Raw genomic sequence first — 18,623 nt, 5'->3', positions numbered from 1 at the left:
TGTCGTGGGGGCGAAAGGCCGGGCATGGATTTCGAGTGCGACCGTCTGGTCCTCCAGTACCTGGGCGAAGTCGGCGACGCCGCACAGCGCAAGCTGCGGCCCGCCGACCGGGCACGCCTGGTCGAAAGGCTGCGCGGTGAGATCGACCAGGAGCGCGAGCGGGGCAACGCCAACACCCCGGCGGCGGTCAAGGGCATCCTGACGCGGCTCGGCACGCCCGATGCGGTGGTCGCCAACGAGGTCTTCCGCGTTCCGGAGTATTCGGGCCACGCCGCGCAGGCGGGTGCCGGGATGGACGCGTCCGGCGGGGCCGCCGTGCGCGGTTCGCGGACCGCGACCATCGCCGCGCAGATCGGGTTCCGGCCCGACGCCAGCCCCGTGCCGTCGCAGCGCGACGGCTCCGAGGAGCAGGCGATGAGCGCGACGCCGATCATGCCGGTGGGCGACGGGCTGATCGGGTGGCCGGCGTACCCGATCGGGATCGCCCCGGGCGGCGCCTCGCAGTGGGAGGGCGTCGAGGAGATCGTCGGGCCCGAGCCGGTGCAGCGCGTGCCGTTGCGCGCGTCGGTGCGCGAACTGGTCACGATCGTGCTGCTGGTGGTGGGGGCGATGGTCGGGTCGGCCGTCGTCGTGGTGATAGGGCTGCTGGTCGCGTTCACCTCCGCCCTGTGGACGCTGGGCGAGAAGCGCATGGCGGGCTTCACGATCCCGATCGTGACCGTCGCGGGGTTCGCCACGGCGATGTGGCTGCGGGCGACCGATCGCGCCGGGACGGACCTGACGCGCAGTCAGGCATGGGACCGTTTCGAGGACTTGCTCCCGACGATGCCGCGCGTCTTCGGCGCCGCCGCGGCGGTGTACCTGCTGGTGGTGCTGCTGCGGAAGCAGGCGGAGTCGGGCGAGTAGCCGGGGGTCGGCGCCCCCCGCCGGACTGCGGGGCTCAGTCGGTCAGTTCGCGTAGCTCCGCGAGTACGAACTCGTCCGGGTCGGAGACCGTGCCCTGGGAGCACGAGGTGAGCCGCGAGCAGCCGCTGCGTGCGGTGCGCACCGTGATCTGGAGCAGTCGCCCGTCGGCGTCGATGTCGACGGTGGCACCGCCGTCGGCGTGGTCGACGTGCGCGAGCGGGCGTACCGCACCGATCGCGACGACGCCGGTGTGGCTGCGGGCGAACCACTCCGCGGCCTGGACGGCGGCGGGCACGCCCATGCGGCCCCGGTAGTGCGCGAGGTCGATCTCGCCGCGCAGGCAGGCCGCGCCGACCTCGGCGGCGACCGGCTCGGTGACGAGCCCGTGGTACGTGCCGTGCGGCAGCGCGACGAGGTTGGCCGCGTAGCGGTCCCCGCCGACGTGGGTGGTCTCCCACACCGGGTCGCCGTACGCCGCGTGCAGCGCCCGCACGGTCGGCCGCCCGAACTGCGCGCAGCACGGCTCGCGCTTGCCGTGCGTGCACACCAGGAGCACCGGTTCCTCGTGCGGGGTGCCCCAGCCGGGCCGCTCGCCACGCGAGACCGCACCCAGGTCGAGGGTGAACAACTCGCGCAGGTCCGCCACTTCGCGCTGCTCGGTCCACGGCTCGCCGCCGACCGAGCCGCCGGAGAACGAGACGTACACCTGGTGCGGCGGCACCGGGCGGCGGGCGCCGGGGCGTCGGATGAGCTGCGGGCGGATGCGGTACGCCGGGAGACGGTCGAGGAACTCGACGACCTCGGGGGACAGCCCGGGGGGTGCGTCGTACGCGGGCCACGGGCCGGGGTGCTCGATCAGCAGCCAGGCGTCGCAGGTCTCGGGGGCGCTGCCGAGCACCGACTCGCCCAGCGCGCGGGCGACCACCGCGCATCGGTCGGAGCCGCGTGCGGGCGCGGTCGGACTCACCGGAGGATTCAAGGCTGCCACGAGATTAGGTTAGGGTAACCTAATTCGTTACGCAAAGTCACAGCCCCGAGCGAGGGTCGATCGGGGAAGGCACAAGAGGCGTGCGAGGGTTCCCGGAGGCGCGCGCCCAGCGTACAAGTCACCCGCGCGGCAAACGACACGCCGGGTCGCACCGCGCGGCACCGCGCAGAGGCTCGTGCCGGATCAGTCGGGCACGCTGCGTCGCTGCCCGCGCGCCGTCGCGACGACACCGCCGATCAGGACCGCGAGTCCGAGCGGCATCAGCACGCTCAGCAGGTAGACCGCTCGGGGCAGCGCGTCGGCGCCGATCAGGAACGGTGTCAGGGTCGCCAGGGTGGCCACGGCGCCGACGGCGAACACGATCGTGCCGACGCGGACCGCGGTGTCGGCGCGGCCCGCCTCGCGGGGCGCCGTGCGGGAGGAATCGATGGTGCTCACCACCCCACGGTACTTGGCCCGTGCGGCTGTTCCCGCGCGGGTATCCCCGTGTGCCGCGTCGGTCGCGACCGTTAGCCTGGGTGGGTGAACGGGGGCGTCATGCGCTTACCCGTCGCGGCATCACCCTGTTCTGCTCCGGTCCCGACCGTCCAGATGGCGACGTCCCGACACAGGCGAGGTCCTCCGTGCCCACCGGCAAGGTCAAGTGGTTCGACACCGAGAAGGGCTTCGGCTTCCTCTCCCGCGACGACGGCGGCGACGTCTTCGTCCACTCCTCCGCGCTGCCGCAGGGTGTCGACTCGCTCAAGCCCGGCATGCGGGTCGAGTTCGGCATCGTCGAAGGCCGCCGGGGTGAACAGGCGCTGTCCGTACGCGTCCTGGACCCGCGTCCGTCGGTGGTCGCCGCGACGCGCAAGAAGCCCGACGAGATGACGGTCATAGTCGAGGACGTCATCAAGGTGCTCGACGGCGTGTCCAACACCCTGCGCCGGGGCCGCTACCCGGACAAGACGACCGCGCACAAGGTCGCCGAACTGCTGCGCGCCGTGGCGGACCAGATAGAGAGCTGAGACCCGAGGACGAAGAGCCGAGGCCCGCCCCGCGGCCGCCCGGACCCGCGAACCGGGCCGGGGGCCGCAGCGCGGGCCTCAGTGCCCCGGGAACGCCAGCAGATGGGCGGGGACGGCCGGGACCAGCCCCGCGTCCGCCGCGCGCCCCAGCAGGCCGTGCACCGCCGCGTAGCCCTCGTCGCCGAGGTCGCGGGTGAACTCGTTGACGTACAGGTCGATATGGCGCTCCTGCACGGACGGGCTCATCTCCTGCGCGTGCTCCTGGACGTACGCGCGCGACGCCGCCGGGTCCGCCCACGCGTGCTCCACCGACGCCCGCGCCGCGGCCGCCAGGGCCGGCAGGTCCAGCGAGCGCCGGGCGACGATCGCCCCCAGCGGGATCGCCAGACCCGTGTCGGCCTCCCACTCCTCACCCATGTCGGCGAGGCAGGCGAGCCCGTACTGCTGGTACGTGAACCGCGCCTCGTGGATCACCAGCCCCGCGTCCACCACCCCGTCGCGCACCGCGGGCATGATCTCGTGGAACGGCATGACCCGGATCTCGCCGGCCCCGCCCGGGATCGCCCGCGCCGCCCACAGGCGGAACAGCAGGTAGGCGGTGGACCGTTCGCTCGGCACCGCCACGACGCGGCCCGCCAGGTCGGCGGGCGCGTGCGCCTCGCGGGCCAGCACCAGCGGCCCGCAGCCGCGGCCGAGCGCGCCGCCGCAGGGCAGCAGGGCGTACTCGTCGAGGACCCAGGGCAGGGCGGCGTACGAGATCTTCAGGATGTCCAGACCGCCGCGCCGGGCAAGGTCGTTGGTGATGTCGATGTCCGCGTACGTGACATCGACCTCGGGCGCGTCCGGCACCAGCCCGTGCGCCCACGCGTGGAACGTGAACGTGTCGTTGGGGCACGGCGAGTACGCCATGGACAGGGTTGTCGCTGTCATGCTCGCTCCTCGCGCAGTTCGGGCAGGATCGCGGCCGCCGCGACGCCCAGCGCGCGCAGGGCGTCGGGGATGCGCCACGCGTCGCGGTCGCGGGGACCCACCGGGTTGGAGATCGTGCGCAGTTCGCAGAAGGGCACGCCGGCCGCGTGCGCGGCGGTGGCGACGCCGAAGCCTTCCATCGCCTCCGCGGCGGCCCGCGGGTGACGGCGGGTCAGCTCGGCGGCACGGGCGGCCGAGCCGGTGACCGTCGAGACGGTCAGGACGGCGCCGACGGCGACGTCGAGGACAGTGCCCCGTGCGGCCTTCGCGATGCGCTCGACCAGGTCGGAGTCGACGTCGAACACACCGGTGCCGAAACCGAGTTCGTCGATCGGCAGGAACCCGTCCGCGGTCTCCGCGCCGAGGTCGGCCGCGAGGATCCGGTCCGCGACGACCAGCGACCCGACGGGCGCGGCCCCGGCGAAGCCGCCGCCGACGCCGGCGCTGACGACGAGGTCGTAGGCGGTACGCGCGAGCGCGGCAGCCGTACCCGCGGCCGCGGCGGCGGGACCGACCCCGGCGGCCACGGCATCGACACCGGGCGCCGCGCCGCCGCCGAGCACGGCGTCGCGCTCGGCGGGGACGGCGGTGACGACGAGGATCCGCACCGGGAGGGGCTTACTTCTTCTCGAGCACGAAGGTCCAGGCGCCGACCGAGTCGCCCGCCTTGTTGACCTTGACGACCGCGACCTGGATCTGCTTTTCGTCCTCGAACGCGTCCTCGGGGACGGTGTACATGTTCTGGAACGTCTTGTCCTTGATGACGTCGCTCTCGCGCTCGCCGATCTGCAGCTTCCAGCCGGAGTCCGCGAGTTCCTTGTCGACGCCGACGCGCAGCGTGGTGCCCGTGGTCACCTTGAGGACCTTGCTGTCCTTGCTGCACTCCCTGGTCTTCGCTTCGTCGGCCAGGTCGGACTTCGAGCAGCTCTCCTCGATGGCCACGGAGTCGCTGCCGTTGACCAGGGTCACGATGGGAGTCGGCTTCTCACAGCCCGTCAGGGCGAAGGCCCCGAGGACAACTGCGCCCGCGACGGCGGCATGGCGGCGGATCATCATGATCCGAAGGTTACCGGGCGCCGCGCAGCCGGAAGCCGGGGGACCGTGCCGGGCGCGATCGGCGCGTCGTGAGCCTGCGTCCGGTCAGCACCAGCGCCAGGACCAGCACGCCCGCCGCGATGCCCATGCCGAGCGTGCCGTTCAGCGGCAGCACGATGCCGACACCGCCGCCGACCACCCACGCCAGTTGCAGTGCGGTCTCGCTGCGCGCGAAGGCGGACGTACGCACTTCCTCGGGGATGTCGCGCTGGATCATCGCGTCGAGGGACAGCTTGCCGAGCGCCTGCGCGAGCCCCGCGACGGCCGCGACCGCGAGCACCGTGGTCAGCCCGTAGAACGTCGCCGCCGCCACCGCGGAACCCGCCGCGGTCAGCACCACGCCGACGATGATCGCCTCGGGCGCTTTCGACTTGAACCACGCGCCGAGCCCCGTGCCGATCGCGTTGCCGACCGCCGCCGCGACCACGACCGCGCCGAGGGCCTGCTTGTTGTCGAGCCCCGCGACCGGTTCCTCGCGCAGCAGGAAGCCCAGGAACATCACCAGGAAGCCGGAGAACCAGCGCAGCGACGCGTTCGCCCACAGGGCCAGGACGACGGACGGACCCACGCTGCGCAGTCGCCGGGTCGTCTTCGCGGTGGCTTTCGCCGCCGTCTTCGCGGCGGCCTTGGAGTCGGCCTCGGCTTTGGCTTCCGCCTTGGCCTCGGCCTTGGCTTCGGCCTTGGCCTCCGCTCGGGCCGCGGCTGTGGAGGCATATGTGGACCCGGGTTCGGCCTCCGCCGCCTTGGCGGCGTTCCTGGCCCGGCGCGGGTGCGGGAAGTGGCTCTCGTGGTCGGCCCCCGGCGCCTCACGCGTGAACGTCGCCTTGTCCTCGCCCTCGGGGGAGTCGACCTTGGCGGGCAGCGCGAAGGACAGCCCGGCGCCGAAGACGAAGACGGCGACCGCCGCGTACATGATCCACGGGGTGCCGGCGGTCACCTTGAGGAGCCCCGCGACTGGGGCCGCGATCAAGGTGCCGGCCAGGCCGAACATCGTGATCCGCGAGTTCACCTTCACCAGCGACATCGAGCGCGGCTGGAGCCGGGGCACCACCGCGCTGCGCGACACGCCGTACGCCTTCGAGGTCATCAGGACCGCGAACGCCTCCGGGTACAGCTCCAGGCCGCCGTTCTCCACCGCCCCGGCCATCATGAACGCCAGAACCGCGCGTACGAGCATGGTCACGGCCATCGCGACCCGCCGACCGCGCCGCAGCCGGTCCAGCAGCGGGCCGATCACCGGGGCCATCAGTGCGAACGGCGCCATCGTGATCAGGAGGTAGAGGGCCACCCGGTCGCGCGCCTCGCCGGTCGGCACCGAGAAGAAGACCGTGGTCGCCAGCGCGATGGTGACGAGGGCGTCACCCGCGTTGTTGATCGCGTGCAGCTCGATCAGCTTGCCGAGGCCGCTCTCCTTGGCGCCCTTCGAGTCCGCCGCGCGCCGGAACCGCCCGCCGACCGACTTCGGCAGCCCGCCGAACCAGGACACGCCGCGGCGGAACCGGCCGGTGCCGGTCGCGCTGCTGCCGCGTACCCGTACCGTGCCGGTTCTGATTTCACTTCGTGTCCGCAAGGCTCCCACCCCTTGAATCCTGCCCTTCTTCGCCGGGGATACGTGTATTGGTGACACGCCGAAGGGGCGCGCCGGTTGCGCGCTCCGTACAGGATTCCGTGCCTCTTGAGGGTAGCCCTCGCCATCACGCCCGGTGGTTGAGAGAGAATCACTCTCGTGAGTGCCCCGATCCGTAGTCGAATCCCCGATCGCCTGTGTGCGGAGGCGGTCGAACTTGCCCTTGCCGCCGCCGAGGATGTCGCTGGCCCGGGCAGGGTCGGCGAGCATCTTGGAGTGGCGGTTGACGGCGATCGCGTCGTCACCCATCTCTTCGCGTGCCGAGAGGACGCGTACCAGGGCTGGCGGTGGGCTGTCACCGTCGCCCGAGCCCCACGCGCCAAGCTGGTCACCGTCGACGAGACGGTGCTCGTGCCCGGCCCTGATGCCCTGCTGGCCCCCGAGTGGGTGCCGTGGAGCGACCGCCTGCGCCCAGGCGACCTCGGCGTCGGCGACCTGCTGCCGACCAAGGAGGACGACGAGCGCCTCGAACCCGGATACGCGGACGTCGACCCGGTGTCCGCGGAGGAGCCGGTCGGCTTCGGTCCGGCGGCGGTGGCGTACGAGCTCGGCCTCGGCCGTGCCCGTGTGCTCTCGCCGCTCGGCCTCGGCCTGGCCGCGGACCGCTGGGAGGAACACTTCGGCGTACGCACGCCGATGGCCCAGGCCGCGCCCGCCCACTGCGTGTCGTGCGGGTTCCTGGTCAAGATCGGCGGTCCGCTCGGCCAGGCCTTCGGCGTGTGCGCGAACGAGTACGCACCCGCCGACGGCCACATGGTCTCCCTCGGCTTTGGCTGTGGAGGCCACTCCGAGGCCGCCGTCATGCCCGCCGTCCCCCAGGTCGCCGACCCCGTGGTCGACGACTACGACGTCGAGCCGGTACGCGTCCACCACGACGCGGGCTCGGTCGACGACGCGGAACCGGGGGAGGACCTGGGCCATTCGTGAGGCGGTGGGGTTCGGGCCCGAACCCCACCGAACCCCCGCCCGCATCCGTGTGCATTCGTTCGCATCCGCCTGCACCTGCCCGAACCAAGGCCTGAACGCCCCGGGCCCGACGCCTGGGCACCTCGGCGCCCCGGCTTGAACTCGGCTGCGTTTTGTCGGGTGTAGGGGGGTTCGCCGCCGAAGCGGGGGGCAGGATTTGCCAAGCGGGGTGGGGTTGCGGAGAGAGTTGTGGCCATGGGCACCGAGGACATCTTCGCGACGGCTGGGCTGCGGCAGGCGGTTCTGGACGCGTGGGCCGCACAACCGGCACGGTTCCGGGAGGACGCCAACGCCGAGGAAGAGCTTGCCCTCGGCGGGTACCGCGACCGCCTGGTCGTGGAGCTGGCGCAGAACGCCGCCGACGCGGCGGCGCGTACCGGACGGCCCGGACGGCTGCGGCTGACGCTGCGGGACGGCGTCCTCACCGCGGCGAACACCGGCGAGCCGCTGCACGCGGACGGCGTTCTCGCGCTGTCCACGCTGCGGGCCTCCGCGAAGCGGGACGAAGGCCCCGGCACCGTCGGCCGCTTCGGGGTCGGCTTCGCCGCCGTCCTGGCGGTGTCCGACGAGCCGTCGGTCGTCTCCGGCACCGGCGGCGTCCGGTGGTCCCTCCGCGAGGCACGGGAGTTGGCCGCGGGCGTCCCGGGGATCGCCGACGAGGTCGTACGGCGCGACGGCGCCGTCCCGATACTCCGCCTGCCGATGCCGGCCGAGGGCACGCCGCCCGACGGCTACGACACGGCGGTCGTGCTGCCGCTGCGCGACGGTGCCGCGACCGACCTGGCCGCGCGCCTGCTCGCCGAGATCGACGACGCGCTGCTGCTGACCCTGTCCGGACTCGGCGAGATCGTCGTCGAGACGGACCGCGGCGTCCGCACGCTCTCTCGGCGCGACGACCAGGGCACGGTCGTGGTCGCCGACCAGGACCACCAGACGCGGTGGCGCGTCAGCTCCGCGGCCGGCGCGCTGGACGCGGGCCTGCTCGCGGACCGCCCCACCGAGGAACGCCTGCGCGGCACCTGGTCGGTGCTGTGGGCCGTGCCGGTCGACGCCGCGGGCGCCCCGCTGCCGCTGCACGGCGGAGGTGCCGAATGGCGGGCCGGAGGGACGCCGTTGAGCCTCGACACGGCGAACGAAGACGGCACGCCGCGCGGTTCCGTGCCGGTACGCCCCGTCGTGCACGCGCCCACGCCCTCGGACGAACCGCTGGGCCTGCCCGCGCTGCTCATCGCCTCGTTCCCGCTCGACAGCACCCGGCGGCACGTCGCGCCGGGCCCGCTCCGCGACTTCCTCGTGGCGCGGGCCGCAGACAGCTACGCCGAGATGGTGCGTGACTGGCCGACTCCGTTCACGCGCGCCCTGCTGAGCCTGGTGCCCGGCACCGCGCCCGAGGGTGAGCTGGACGCGTTGCTGCGCCGGTCCGTCCTCGCCCGGCTCGCCGAGACGCCTTTCCTGCCCACCGCGTTCGCGGGTGCGGACGGCTCGGACGCGGCCGCGTCCGGCAGGTCCGATGCCGGTTCCGACCTGAGTTCCGACCTGAGTTCCGGCCTCGGGTCCGGCCTGAGTTCCGCCCTCGGTTCGCACGCCGGTTCCGACCCCGGTCCCTACGCCGGTTCCGACGCCGGTGCCGGCGAGGAGGCCGCGCCGCGCCGGGTACGCCCGCGGGACGCGGTCGTCCTGGACGGTGCCTCCCCGGGGCTGGTCGCCGCGCTGGCCCCCGTCCTGCCCGGGCTGATCCCGGCCGGTCTGGACAAGTCGCCGGCGCTGCGTGCGCTGACCGTACGCCGCCTCCCGCTCGCCGAGGTCGTCGACCAACTCGCCGCACTGGAACGCGAACCCGAGTGGTGGCACGGCCTGTACGCGGCCCTCGACCCCGCCGACCGCGACGCGCTCGGCGCCTTGCCGGTGCCGCTCGTGGACGGCCGCCTCGTGCGCGGCCCCCGGCATCTCCTGCTCCCCGGGCCGGACACCCCCAAGCCCGCCGTGCTGGAGCCGCTGGACCTGCGCATCGTGCACCCGGACGCGGTGCACCCGCTGCTGGAGCGCCTCGGCGCGCTCCCGGCCGCGCCGCGCACCGTCCTGGCCGACCCCGCGGTCCGGGCGGGCGTAGCCGCCGCGGACGACCACGACGACCCGGACGCGTTCACCGACGCCGTCCTCGAACTCGTACGCGCCGCACACCTGGCCCCGGGCGAGGAGCCGTGGCTCGCCGAGCTGCCGCTGCCCGACGACCAGGGCGACCTGCTCGCCGCCGGCGAACTCATGCTGCCCGGAAGCGCGTTGACCGCCCTGGTCGAACCGGGCACGCTCGGCGTCGCGGACCAGGAGCTGGTCGAGCGCTGGGGGCCCGACGTACTGCGCGCGGTCGGCGTGCTCGACACGTTCGGCCTGGTGGCCGAGGAGGACGTGGTCCTCGACCACGACGCCTGCGACCACGACCTGGACCTGGAGGAGGACTGGCTCGACGACGTCCTCGACCACCTCCCCGACCCCGAAGTGCCGCCGGTGCTGCCCGCGTTCACCGCGGTCCGCGACCTCGACCTGGTGGCCGACGACGCGTGGGAGGACGCGCTCGACCTGCTCGCCGTCCCGCCGCTGCGGGCCGCGGTGATCGAGCCCGCGCGCGTACTGCTGCCGGACGGCGGCCGGGCCGAGATCCCGTCGTACACGGCGTGGTGGCTGCGCGGGCACCCGGTGCTCGACGGCCGTCCACCCGCCGGCCTGCTGGCCACGGGCGCCGATCCCGCGCTGCACGGCCTGTACGACGAGGTCGACTCGCACCTCGACGACGTGTTCCTGCGCGCGCTGGGCGTGCGTACCACGCTCGCCGCGCTGCTCGCCGAGCCCGGCGGGCCGGACGAGTTGCTCGACCGGCTCGCGAAGCGCTCCAACGACGTCGGACGCGATCAACTCCGGCTTCTCTACACGGCGTTGGCCGATGTGGACATGGACCGGGTCGACGCCCCGCACGAGGTGCGCGCCGTCGTGGCCGGCCGCCTGACCGTCGTGGACGCCAGCTCGGCCGCAGTCGCCGACGCGCCGGACCTGGCCGCGCTGCTGGCCGAGGCACCCGCGTGGGCGCTGCTCCCGGTACGCCCCGACCGCGCGACCGCGCTCGCCGAACTGCTGCAACTGCCCCTGGTCTCCGAAGTGGTGCCCGGGACGGTGCTCTCCGAGGGCACCCGCAACCCCGTTCCCGAGGCGGTCCTCGCCGCCCTCGCGGGCGCACCGACCGAGTACGTCGAGCACGGCGAGCTCCTGGTGGCGGGTCCCGACGGCGCCGAACTCGAGGCGGAGTGGCGGTTCGTCGACGGCGAGGTGCACGCGACCACGTTCGAGGGCCTGGCCCGCGGACTCGCCTGGGCCGCGGGGGAGTGGCACCGCCGCTTCGAGGTCGCGCAACTGCTGGCCGACCCGTCGCTCGCCCATGTCCTGGACGCGGAAAGGGACTTCGACAACCCGATGTGACGGCCGCGAAGGCGGCGGCGGCCCGGCTCAGTCGTCCGGGGCTTCGGCCGTCGTCCGGGGCTTCGGCCGACGTGGCCGACCTGGCTGACTTCGCCGCCTTCGCCTATGCCTTTTCCTTCGCCTCTGTCTTCGCGGAGTCGGCCCCCGCCTGCCAGGAGACCGCCGCCGGGTGTCTGCGCCGGACCCACCCGGACAGGTGCCAGCCGAACTCCAGGACGCCCATCCCGGCGAGCCCGATGCCCACCGCGATACCCCAGTTGGGCAGGTCGTCCGGGTAGAGCGCGAAGAAGTCGGACAGGAACGGTACGAACATCGCGAGCAGGTAGCCGCCGCCCATCGCGGCGATGAGGACGAGCTTCCACCACGCGTACGGCCGGGCGACGATCGCGAGGATCCACATCGCGACCATGAACAGCGTGATCGTCGCCGCGGTGCGGTCCTGCTCCAGGCTCGACCCGTGGTTGAGCCGGGCCAGCCAGTACGTCAGGAAGGTGGTGCCCGCCGCCACCACTCCGGCCGGCACCGCGAAGCGCAGCACGCGCGGCACGAAGCCCGGCCGGGCCCGCTCGGTGTTCGGTCCGAGGGCGAGGAAGAACGCCGGCGTGCCGATCGTCAGCGTGCCGATGAGCGTGAGGTGCCGGGGCAGGAACGGGAACGGCAGGCTCGCCACGCCGGTGAGCAGCGACAGCAGCAGGGCGTACACGGTCTTCGACAGGAACAGGTTCGCGACCCGCTCGATGTTGCCGATGACCCGGCGGCCTTCCGCCACCACGGCGGGCAGCGTCGCGAACTTGTTGTCCAGCAGCACGATTTGCGCCACCGAGCGGCTCGCCGCACTGCCCGAACCCATCGCCACGCCGATGTCGGCGTCCTTGAGGGCGAGTACGTCGTTGACGCCGTCGCCGGTCATCGCGACCGTGTGCTCCTTGGACTGGAGCGCCGCCACCATCGCGCGCTTCTGCTGCGGCGTCACGCGGCCGAAGACCGTGTTGTCGTCGAGCTCCTGGGCGAGTTCGGCGCGGTCCTCGGGCAGCGTGCGGGCATCCACCGGGTGTTCGGCGCCGGCCAGTCCGAGCTTGCCGGCGACCGCACCCACGGACAGCGCATTGTCACCGGAGATGACCTTCGCGGCGACCGCCTGGCTCGCGAAATACCGGAGTGTGTCCGCCGCGTCGGGGCGTAGCCGCTGCTCCAGGACCACCAGGGCGGCGGGCGCCGCGTGCTCGGCCGCCCGGTCGCCCAGCGGGCCGTCCGCCTTGGCGAGCAGCAGTACGCGCAACCCCTGCGCGCCGAGTTCGTCGACGTCGCGCAGCACCGGGTCGCCCTGCGGCAGCAGGACGTCCGGTGCGCCCAGCAGCCACGACCCCTCGCCCGCGAACGTCGCGCCGCTCCACTTGCGGGCCGACGAGAACGGCTCGACGCCGGTGACCCGCCACCCGTCGCCCTCGGGCGCCGGATGCGCGTCGATGATCGCCTGGAGGCTCGCGTTGGGCCGGGGGTCGGAGGTGCCGAGTGCGCCCAGGGCCTCCTTGACCGGCAGGTCGGGGGCGAGCGTACGCACCTCGCCGACGTCCATGCCGCCCTCGGTCAGCGTGCCCGTCTTGTCGAGGCACACGACGTCGACCCGGGCCAGGCCCTCGATCGCGGGCAGTTCCTGGACGAGGCACTGCTTGCGGCCCAGGCGCACCACGCCGACCGCGAACGCGACCGAGGTGAGCAGCATCAGACCCTCGGGGACCATGGTGACGACGCCCGCCACCATGCCGGTCATCGCGCCGGAGAAGTCGCCCTTGTTGCTGCGCAGTTGGCTGACGAGCAGGAGGATCCCGACCGGGACCATGAGCCAGGTGACGTACTTGAGGATCACGTCGAGACCGGAGCGCAGCTCGGACCGGGTGAGGGTGAAGCGGCTGGCCTCCTCGGCGAGGCGGGCGGCGTAGGCGTCCCGGCCGACCTTGGTCGCGCGGAAGGCGCCGTTGCCGGCCGCGACGAAGCTGCCGGACATCACCGGGTCGCCGGGGTGCTTGTGCACCGGGTCGGACTCGCCGGTCAGCAGCGACTCGTCCAGTTCCAGCCCGTCCGCCTCGACGACCACGCCGTCGACCACGATCTGCTCGCCCGCGCCGATGGCGCAGACGTCGTCGAGCACGAGTTCGCGGGGCGTGACGTCGGTGGTGCGGCCGTCGCGGCGGACCCGGGGCTTGGCCTCGCCGACCATGGCGAGGGCGTCCAGGGTCTTCTTGGCGCGCAGCTCCTGGATGATGCCGATCGCCGTGTTGGCGACGATGACCAGGCCGAACAGACCGTCCTGTGGTGCGCCGAACACCATGATGATGACAAACAGCGTGCCGATGATCGCGTTGAAGCGGGTGAAGACGTTGGCCCGCACGATGTCGCGGGCGCTGCGGCTGGAGCGGGCCGGGACGTCGTTCACCTCGCCGCGCGCGACACGTTCGGCGACCTGGGCCGAGGTGAGGCCCTCGGGGGACGTCTCGGCGGGCGGCGGAGCCTCGGCGTCGATCATGAACCGACGTTACGTCATGAGATGTCAGATTCTGTGGCGCTTTGGCGTGGGCTCGGCCGTCCGCGTGACCCGGGCCGGCGGCTCTTGGCGGCGACGTCGACAGCCCTCGGCAGCCTCGGCGTCGGCCTCGGGCGGTGAGTTGAGGCGGCGACGTCAGGTGGCGACGTGCGGTGGCGGGGTCAGCGGCTCTGGTCCGCGCGGCGGCGGATGGCGTCGCGGCGGCGCCGGACGTACCAGAGGCCGAGCAGGCCGAGGCCGGCGCCGGCGAGCGCGCACCACGGCCACCACTCGCGGCCGTCGCGCTCCAGCGTGTCGCGGAACGGCAGACAGAGGAGGAAGAGGCCGAACCAGACGAGCGTGCCGATGCCGACGATCTTCACGTCGTCGGCTTCCAGCGGCTCGGGGTCGGGGCGGCGGATCCGGCCGGACGCGGGCGGCGGTGCGTCGCCGGACGCGGCGTCGGCGTCGTGGACCGTCGCGGCGTCGGAGTACGTCTCGGCGGCCGGAGCGGCCGGAGCGGAGCCCGGGACGGCCGGGTCGGAGTCCGGCGGGCCCGGGGTGCCGCGGCGGTCGTCGCCTGCGTGGTCGTCGTGCTCGCCGCCGGTGTCGGCGGCGAATGCCGCGGTGTCGTACGAGTCCATGTCGTACGACTCCTCGGGCGACGTACGCCGCCGCTTCCCGTGCCTGCTCACAAAGGGCAAGGCTACTGGCCCGTCCGGTCCCGTCGCCGCAGGGCCTGTCGCGCACCTCGTTGCGCACCTCGCCTGTGGCGCGCCTCGCCCCGTGGCTTGCGTGCCCCTCCCGTCCTCTCGGGTGAGTTCCGGGCAGTGCGGGGAGTTTCGGCCCGAACCGGGCCGCCGGGCGGTGTAGGGAGTGATCAGCGGGACCGCGCCCGGTTCCACGTCCGCCGCCCGTACCCCCGAGGGGCCGCCATGACCGCCGACGCCCCCGCAGCCGCCCACCGCGGGCCCACGCCGCCCGGTCGCGGACTCGCGGGCGCGCTCGACCGCTTCTTCGCGATCTCCGCACGCGGGTCGTCGCTCGTGCAGGAGACCCGCGGCGGCGTCGCCACCTTTTTCACGATGGCGTACATCGTCGTCCTGAATCCGATCGTCCTGAGCGGAGCCACCGACAAGTACGGCCAGCACCTGTCGCACGGCCAACTCGTCACCGCGACCTGCCTGGTCGCCGGCGTCATGACGGTGATCATGGGGGTCGCCGGCAACATCCCGCTCGCGATCGCCGCGGGGCTCGGCCTCAACGGCGTGGTGGCCTTCCAGATCGCGCCCGAGATGTCCTGGCCGGACGCCATGGGCCTGGTGGTGTGGTCGGGCATCGCCATCGTCGTCCTGGTCGTGACCGGCCTGCGCCAGATGATCATGGACGCCATCCCGATGGCCCTCAAGCAGGCCATCGGCGTCGGCATCGGCCTGTTCATCGCGTTCCTGGGCCTGGTCGACGCGGGCTTCGTCACCCGTACGCCGGACTCCGCCGGGTCGACGGTGCCGGTGACCCTCGGGCCCGACGGGCAGCTGCAGGGCTGGCCCACCCTGGTCTTCTGCGCGGGGGTGCTGCTGACGTTCGTGCTGCTGGTCCGCCGGGTCCGCGGCGCGATCCTGATCGGCATCGTGTCGATGACCGTGCTCGCGATGCTGGTCGACGCGGTGGCGGACGTCCCCGACAAGCAGTGGGGCCTGATCAGCCCGGACCTGCCCGGCGGCGTGGTCGGCACCCCGGACTTCGGCCTCGTCGGGGACGTCAGCCTGCTCGGCGCCTTCGCGGAGGCCGGCGTGCTCACCGCGGCGATCTTCGTCTTCACGCTGATGCTCTCGGACTTCTTCGACGCGATGGGCACGATCATCGGCGTCACCAACGAGGCCGGGCTGCTGGACGCGGACGGCAGGCTGCCCGGCATCGGCCGCGTGCTGCTCGTCGACGGCTTCGCGGCGGTCGCGGGCGGCGCGGCGTCGTGCTCGTCCAACACGTGCTTCGTCGAGTCGACGGCGGGCGTCGGCGAGGGGGCGCGTACCGGCTTCGCCAACCTCGTCACCGGCGGGCTGTTCCTCGGGGCGCTGTTCCTCACCCCGCTGGCCACGGTCGTGCCCTACCAGGCCGCGACGCCGGCCCTCGTCGTCGTGGGCTTCCTGCTGATGACCCAGGTCAAGGACATCGACTGGACCGACTGGCCGCTCGCCGTGCCGGCGTTCCTGACGATCGTGCTCATGCCGTTCACCTTCAGCATCACCAACGGCATCGGCGCCGGTTTCCTCGCGTACGTCGTCATCCGGGCCGCCACCGGCCGCGCCCGCGAAGTGCCCTGGCTGCTCTGGGTCGTCGCCGCGTTCTTCCTCGTGCATTTCGGCATCGACCCGGTCGAGCAGGTGCTCGGCGTCGAATAGCCGGGCGTGCGGGCGCGGGTGAAGCGCGGCCGGGGACGGTCGGGGAGCGGGCGGGGCCGCCGCCCAAGCGAACGGTGCGGTCGGATCGTGCACGGGTCTTGTGTCGTCGCGCCGCCGACGCCAGGATCGGCCGCGTGGGCATGGAGCGCGGAACCATCGACGACGTTCCCCTCGCGGCGCTGTTCCCCGGCGCGCCGACACACGACCTGGACCATGTACGCCGGGTTGCCGCGGCCGTCGACACGCTCCGCCTCGCGGCCGAGCCGCCCGAGTGGGAGTGGTTCCGCGACCACGCGGCGTGCCCCGACCCCCTCCCGGAGGGCATCACGCCGCTCGTGCTGACCACGACCGTGGCTCTGGTCCACGAGGAGACGGGCGTGGACTGGCTCGAACTCGAACTCGACGTCGCGTGGATACGCCCGGGCGGCCTGGCCGCGCTCGCGGCGGTGAGCGTGGCGTGCTGGTGCGACATCGACCACAACACGCACTACCCGGTCGAGACGGTGGTCGACGTACGCAACGGCCTCCCGCTGGGAGAGGCGTTCGAGCACGCCGCGAGCCGCCTGCCCGCGTGGCTCGCGTGCCCCCGCGACCCGGAGTACTGGCGTGCCCAGGCCGCGCTGCCCGCCCGGCCGAAACTGCTGCCGCGCCTGCGCCCGGAGTAGCCGGGACGGCCCGGCGGCGCGACGCACGGACCGGCGCGGACCCCCGTGGTACGCGCGGAATAAGCGCCGCCGGGCAAACCGTTACCGTTAGCGAAAGTAATGATCTAAGCTAACGAAGGTGTCCTTGTCCGATGCCGACCGCGCCGCGGTCGCCGTGCTCCGTGCGTCCGTGCTCAAACTCTCCCGCCGCCTGCGCAACCAGCGTGCCGACGAGACCCTGAGCCCCACGCAACTGTCGGTGCTGACCATCCTGGTCGCACGTGGCGCCATGACGCCGGGTGAACTCGCCCGGCACGAAAAGGTGCAGCCGCCCTCGATGACCCGCGTCATCGCCGGCCTCGAGGAACGCGGGCTGGTCCGCCGCGACCCGCACCCCGAGGACCGGCGCCAGATCACCGTCACCGCGACGGAGCCGGCCGCCGAGGTCGTCGCCGAGAGCCGACGGCTCGGGAACGCGTGGCTCGCCGCGCACCTGGAGGCGCTGACCGAGGAGGAGTTGGCGGCGTTGCGCGCCGCCGTGCCGGTACTGGAACGGCTCGCGCAACTCTGACACGCCCCCCGGGCGGAGGTCGGACAACGGACAAGCGGGAACGCTCGCGCTCCCGCACACCCGACCGACCGCTCGATGAAAGGGGCGTCTTGACGGCCACCGCGCACCCGGCCACTGCCCGAACCTCGATGTTCTCCTCGCTGCACAACCGCAACTACCGTCTGTTCGCCGCGGGGCAGATGGTGTCCAACACCGGTACCTGGATGCAGCGCCTGGCGCAGGACTGGCTGGTCCTCAAGCTCACCGGCAGCGCCATGGCGCTGGGCATCACGACCGGCCTGCAGTTCCTCCCGATGCTGCTCTTCGGCCTGTGGGGCGGCGCCGTCGCCGACCGCTACGGCAAGCGGCGCCTGCTCATCGCGACCCAGGCCGCGATGGGTCTGCTCGCCGCGATCCTGGCCGTCCTGGACCTCGCCGGCGTCGTCGACGTGTGGCACGTCTGGCTGCTGGCCCTCGGCCTCGGCTTCGCCACCGCGATCGACAACCCGACCCGGCAGACCTTCGTCGTCGAGATGGTCGGCCGCCGCGACCTGCCCAACGCGATCAGCCTGAACTCGGCCAACTTCCAGCTCGCCCGGATCACCGGCCCGGCCGTCGCGGGCCTGCTCATCGCCGCGATCGGCACCGGCTGGGTGTTCGCCGTGAACGCGCTGTCGTACATCGCCGTCATCCTCGGCCTCCTCGCCATGCGGGCGCGCGACCTGACCCCGACCGCACCGGTCAAGCGCGAGCCGGGGCAACTGCGCGAGGCGCTGCGGTACGTCCGGGCCCGCCCGGACCTGCTCGCCGTCTTCGCCCTGGTCGGATTCGTCGGCACGTTCGGCTTCAACTTCGCCGTCACCCTCGGCGGCTTCGCGAACCAGGTCTTCCACGCCGGCCCGGGTGCCTTCGGCCTGCTCAACACCGTCTTCGCGCTCGGCTCGCTGGGCGGCGCGCTGCTCGCCGCCCGCCGCGGCCGCTCGCGCATGGGCATGCTCATCGGCGCGGCCTTCGCGTTCGGCGCGCTCAGCATGGTGGCCGCGGTCATGCCCGGCTACTGGAGCTTCGCCCTCGCGCTGGTGCCGATCGGCATCGCCGGAATCACCTTCAACACGGCCGCGAACTCCACCGTGCAGCTCAGCGTCGACGCCGCCCTGCGTGGCCGGGTCATGGGCCTCTACATGCTGGTGTTCATGGGCGGTACACCGCTCGGCGGCCCGCTCGTCGGCTGGATCGCGGAAACGTACGGACCGCGCGTCGCCCTGCTTTTCGGCGGCCTTGTGTCGGCGTCGACCGCGGTCGCCGTGGGCATGATCCTGGCGCGGCGCACCGGCAAGCGGCTGCGCCTGCGGGTCCGGCCCCACCCGGCGGTGCACGTCGTCGACCGCACGCCCACGCCGCGGCCCGATCCCGTTGCGGCCTGATGCGGACGCCTTCGATCAGGAACTGACACGTCGTCAATATCGTTACAGGGAAAGGC

16 protein-coding genes are annotated in these 18,623 nt (G+C 73.1%); 8 read left to right on the top strand and 8 right to left on the bottom strand.

Translation table 11 applies throughout. From position 1 onward, the window contains the following. Positions 1 to 24: 24 nt before the first annotated feature. Entirely contained in the window at positions 25 to 906 is an 882-nt protein-coding gene (locus ACWD12_RS03925; RefSeq protein ID WP_450098164.1) for a hypothetical protein, read from the top strand. A 34-nt stretch (positions 907 to 940) separates the two neighbouring features. Here ACWD12_RS03925 and ACWD12_RS03920 read toward each other — a convergent pair whose 3' ends face one another. Both ACWD12_RS03920 and ACWD12_RS03915 read right to left on the bottom strand, forming a co-directional pair. Next, positions 941 to 1,894, bottom strand: coding sequence for a sucrase ferredoxin (locus ACWD12_RS03920; protein ID WP_450098163.1), 954 nt, complete (start codon positions 1,892 to 1,894; stop codon positions 941 to 943). 183 nt (positions 1,895 to 2,077) lie between these two features. After that, positions 2,078 to 2,332 carry a hypothetical protein gene (locus ACWD12_RS03915; RefSeq protein WP_358353040.1) on the bottom strand — a complete coding sequence of 85 codons (255 nt, stop codon included), beginning with the start codon at positions 2,330 to 2,332 and terminating at the stop codon, positions 2,078 to 2,080. Positions 2,333 to 2,517: 185 nt separating this feature from the next. On the opposite strand from ACWD12_RS03915, the gene ACWD12_RS03910 reads away from it, so the two are divergent. After that, entirely contained in the window at positions 2,518 to 2,901 is a 384-nt protein-coding gene (locus tag ACWD12_RS03910) for a cold-shock protein (RefSeq protein ID WP_281475853.1), read from the top strand. A gap of 78 nt (positions 2,902 to 2,979) precedes the next feature. Here the strand turns inward: ACWD12_RS03910 and ACWD12_RS03905 are convergent, their stop codons facing one another. From ACWD12_RS03905 to ACWD12_RS03890, 4 genes are read right to left on the bottom strand one after another with little or no spacing between them, the layout of a single operon-like run. Then, the gene (locus ACWD12_RS03905) at positions 2,980 to 3,831 is read right to left on the bottom strand and encodes a 1,4-dihydroxy-6-naphthoate synthase (RefSeq protein WP_358353037.1); all 852 of its coding nucleotides are present in this window, start codon (positions 3,829 to 3,831) and stop codon (positions 2,980 to 2,982) included. Then, on the bottom strand, positions 3,828 to 4,478 hold the full coding sequence (locus tag ACWD12_RS03900) for a futalosine hydrolase (protein ID WP_450098162.1): 651 nt from the start codon (positions 4,476 to 4,478) through the stop codon (positions 3,828 to 3,830). Before ACWD12_RS03900 ends, ACWD12_RS03905 begins: the two co-directional genes overlap by 4 nt. Positions 4,479 to 4,488: 10 nt before the next feature. Next, positions 4,489 to 4,926 carry a hypothetical protein gene (locus ACWD12_RS03895; protein WP_358353033.1) on the bottom strand — a complete coding sequence of 146 codons (438 nt, stop codon included), beginning with the start codon at positions 4,924 to 4,926 and terminating at the stop codon, positions 4,489 to 4,491. 10 nt (positions 4,927 to 4,936) lie between these two features. Next, on the bottom strand, positions 4,937 to 6,544 hold the full coding sequence (locus ACWD12_RS03890; RefSeq protein ID WP_450098161.1) for an MFS transporter: 1,608 nt from the start codon (positions 6,542 to 6,544) through the stop codon (positions 4,937 to 4,939). 159 nt (positions 6,545 to 6,703) lie between these two features. On the opposite strand from ACWD12_RS03890, the gene ACWD12_RS03885 reads away from it, so the two are divergent. Both ACWD12_RS03885 and ACWD12_RS03880 read left to right on the top strand, forming a co-directional pair. After that, positions 6,704 to 7,519 carry a DUF3027 domain-containing protein gene (locus ACWD12_RS03885; protein WP_358353100.1) on the top strand — a complete coding sequence of 272 codons (816 nt, stop codon included), beginning with the start codon at positions 6,704 to 6,706 and terminating at the stop codon, positions 7,517 to 7,519. 234 nt (positions 7,520 to 7,753) lie between these two features. Continuing rightward, a complete protein-coding gene (locus ACWD12_RS03880) occupies positions 7,754 to 11,026 on the top strand; it encodes a sacsin N-terminal ATP-binding-like domain-containing protein (RefSeq protein ID WP_450098160.1) in 3,273 nt (1,090 codons plus the stop codon). 103 nt (positions 11,027 to 11,129) lie between these two features. On the opposite strand, the gene ACWD12_RS03875 is transcribed toward ACWD12_RS03880, so the two are convergent. Together ACWD12_RS03875 and ACWD12_RS03870 are read right to left on the bottom strand one after the other, a co-directional pair. Next, the gene (locus ACWD12_RS03875; protein ID WP_450098159.1) at positions 11,130 to 13,550 is read right to left on the bottom strand and encodes a cation-translocating P-type ATPase; all 2,421 of its coding nucleotides are present in this window, start codon (positions 13,548 to 13,550) and stop codon (positions 11,130 to 11,132) included. A gap of 179 nt (positions 13,551 to 13,729) precedes the next feature. Continuing rightward, positions 13,730 to 14,242, bottom strand: coding sequence for a hypothetical protein (locus tag ACWD12_RS03870; RefSeq protein ID WP_450098158.1), 513 nt, complete (start codon positions 14,240 to 14,242; stop codon positions 13,730 to 13,732). A 240-nt stretch (positions 14,243 to 14,482) separates the two neighbouring features. Here ACWD12_RS03870 and ACWD12_RS03865 point away from each other — a divergent pair, with 240 nt between their 5' ends. From ACWD12_RS03865 to ACWD12_RS03850, 4 genes are all read left to right on the top strand, one after another. Continuing rightward, a complete protein-coding gene (locus tag ACWD12_RS03865; protein ID WP_450098157.1) occupies positions 14,483 to 15,949 on the top strand; it encodes an NCS2 family permease in 1,467 nt (488 codons plus the stop codon). 134 nt (positions 15,950 to 16,083) lie between these two features. Further along, positions 16,084 to 16,614, top strand: coding sequence for a hypothetical protein (locus tag ACWD12_RS03860; protein WP_358353023.1), 531 nt, complete (start codon positions 16,084 to 16,086; stop codon positions 16,612 to 16,614). Between the two features lie 118 nt (positions 16,615 to 16,732). Continuing rightward, entirely contained in the window at positions 16,733 to 17,164 is a 432-nt protein-coding gene (locus ACWD12_RS03855) for a MarR family transcriptional regulator (protein ID WP_358353021.1), read from the top strand. Between the two features lie 89 nt (positions 17,165 to 17,253). Beyond that, positions 17,254 to 18,567: an MFS transporter gene (locus tag ACWD12_RS03850; protein ID WP_450098156.1), complete on the top strand. Its 1,314-nt coding sequence runs from the start codon at positions 17,254 to 17,256 to the stop codon at positions 18,565 to 18,567. Positions 18,568 to 18,623: the final 56 nt, after the last annotated feature.

It is taken from the genome of Streptodolium elevatio, from assembly GCF_053592165.1.
The sequence above is the reverse complement of the archived record's forward strand: the minus strand, read 5'-3'. Positions and strand labels throughout refer to the sequence as shown.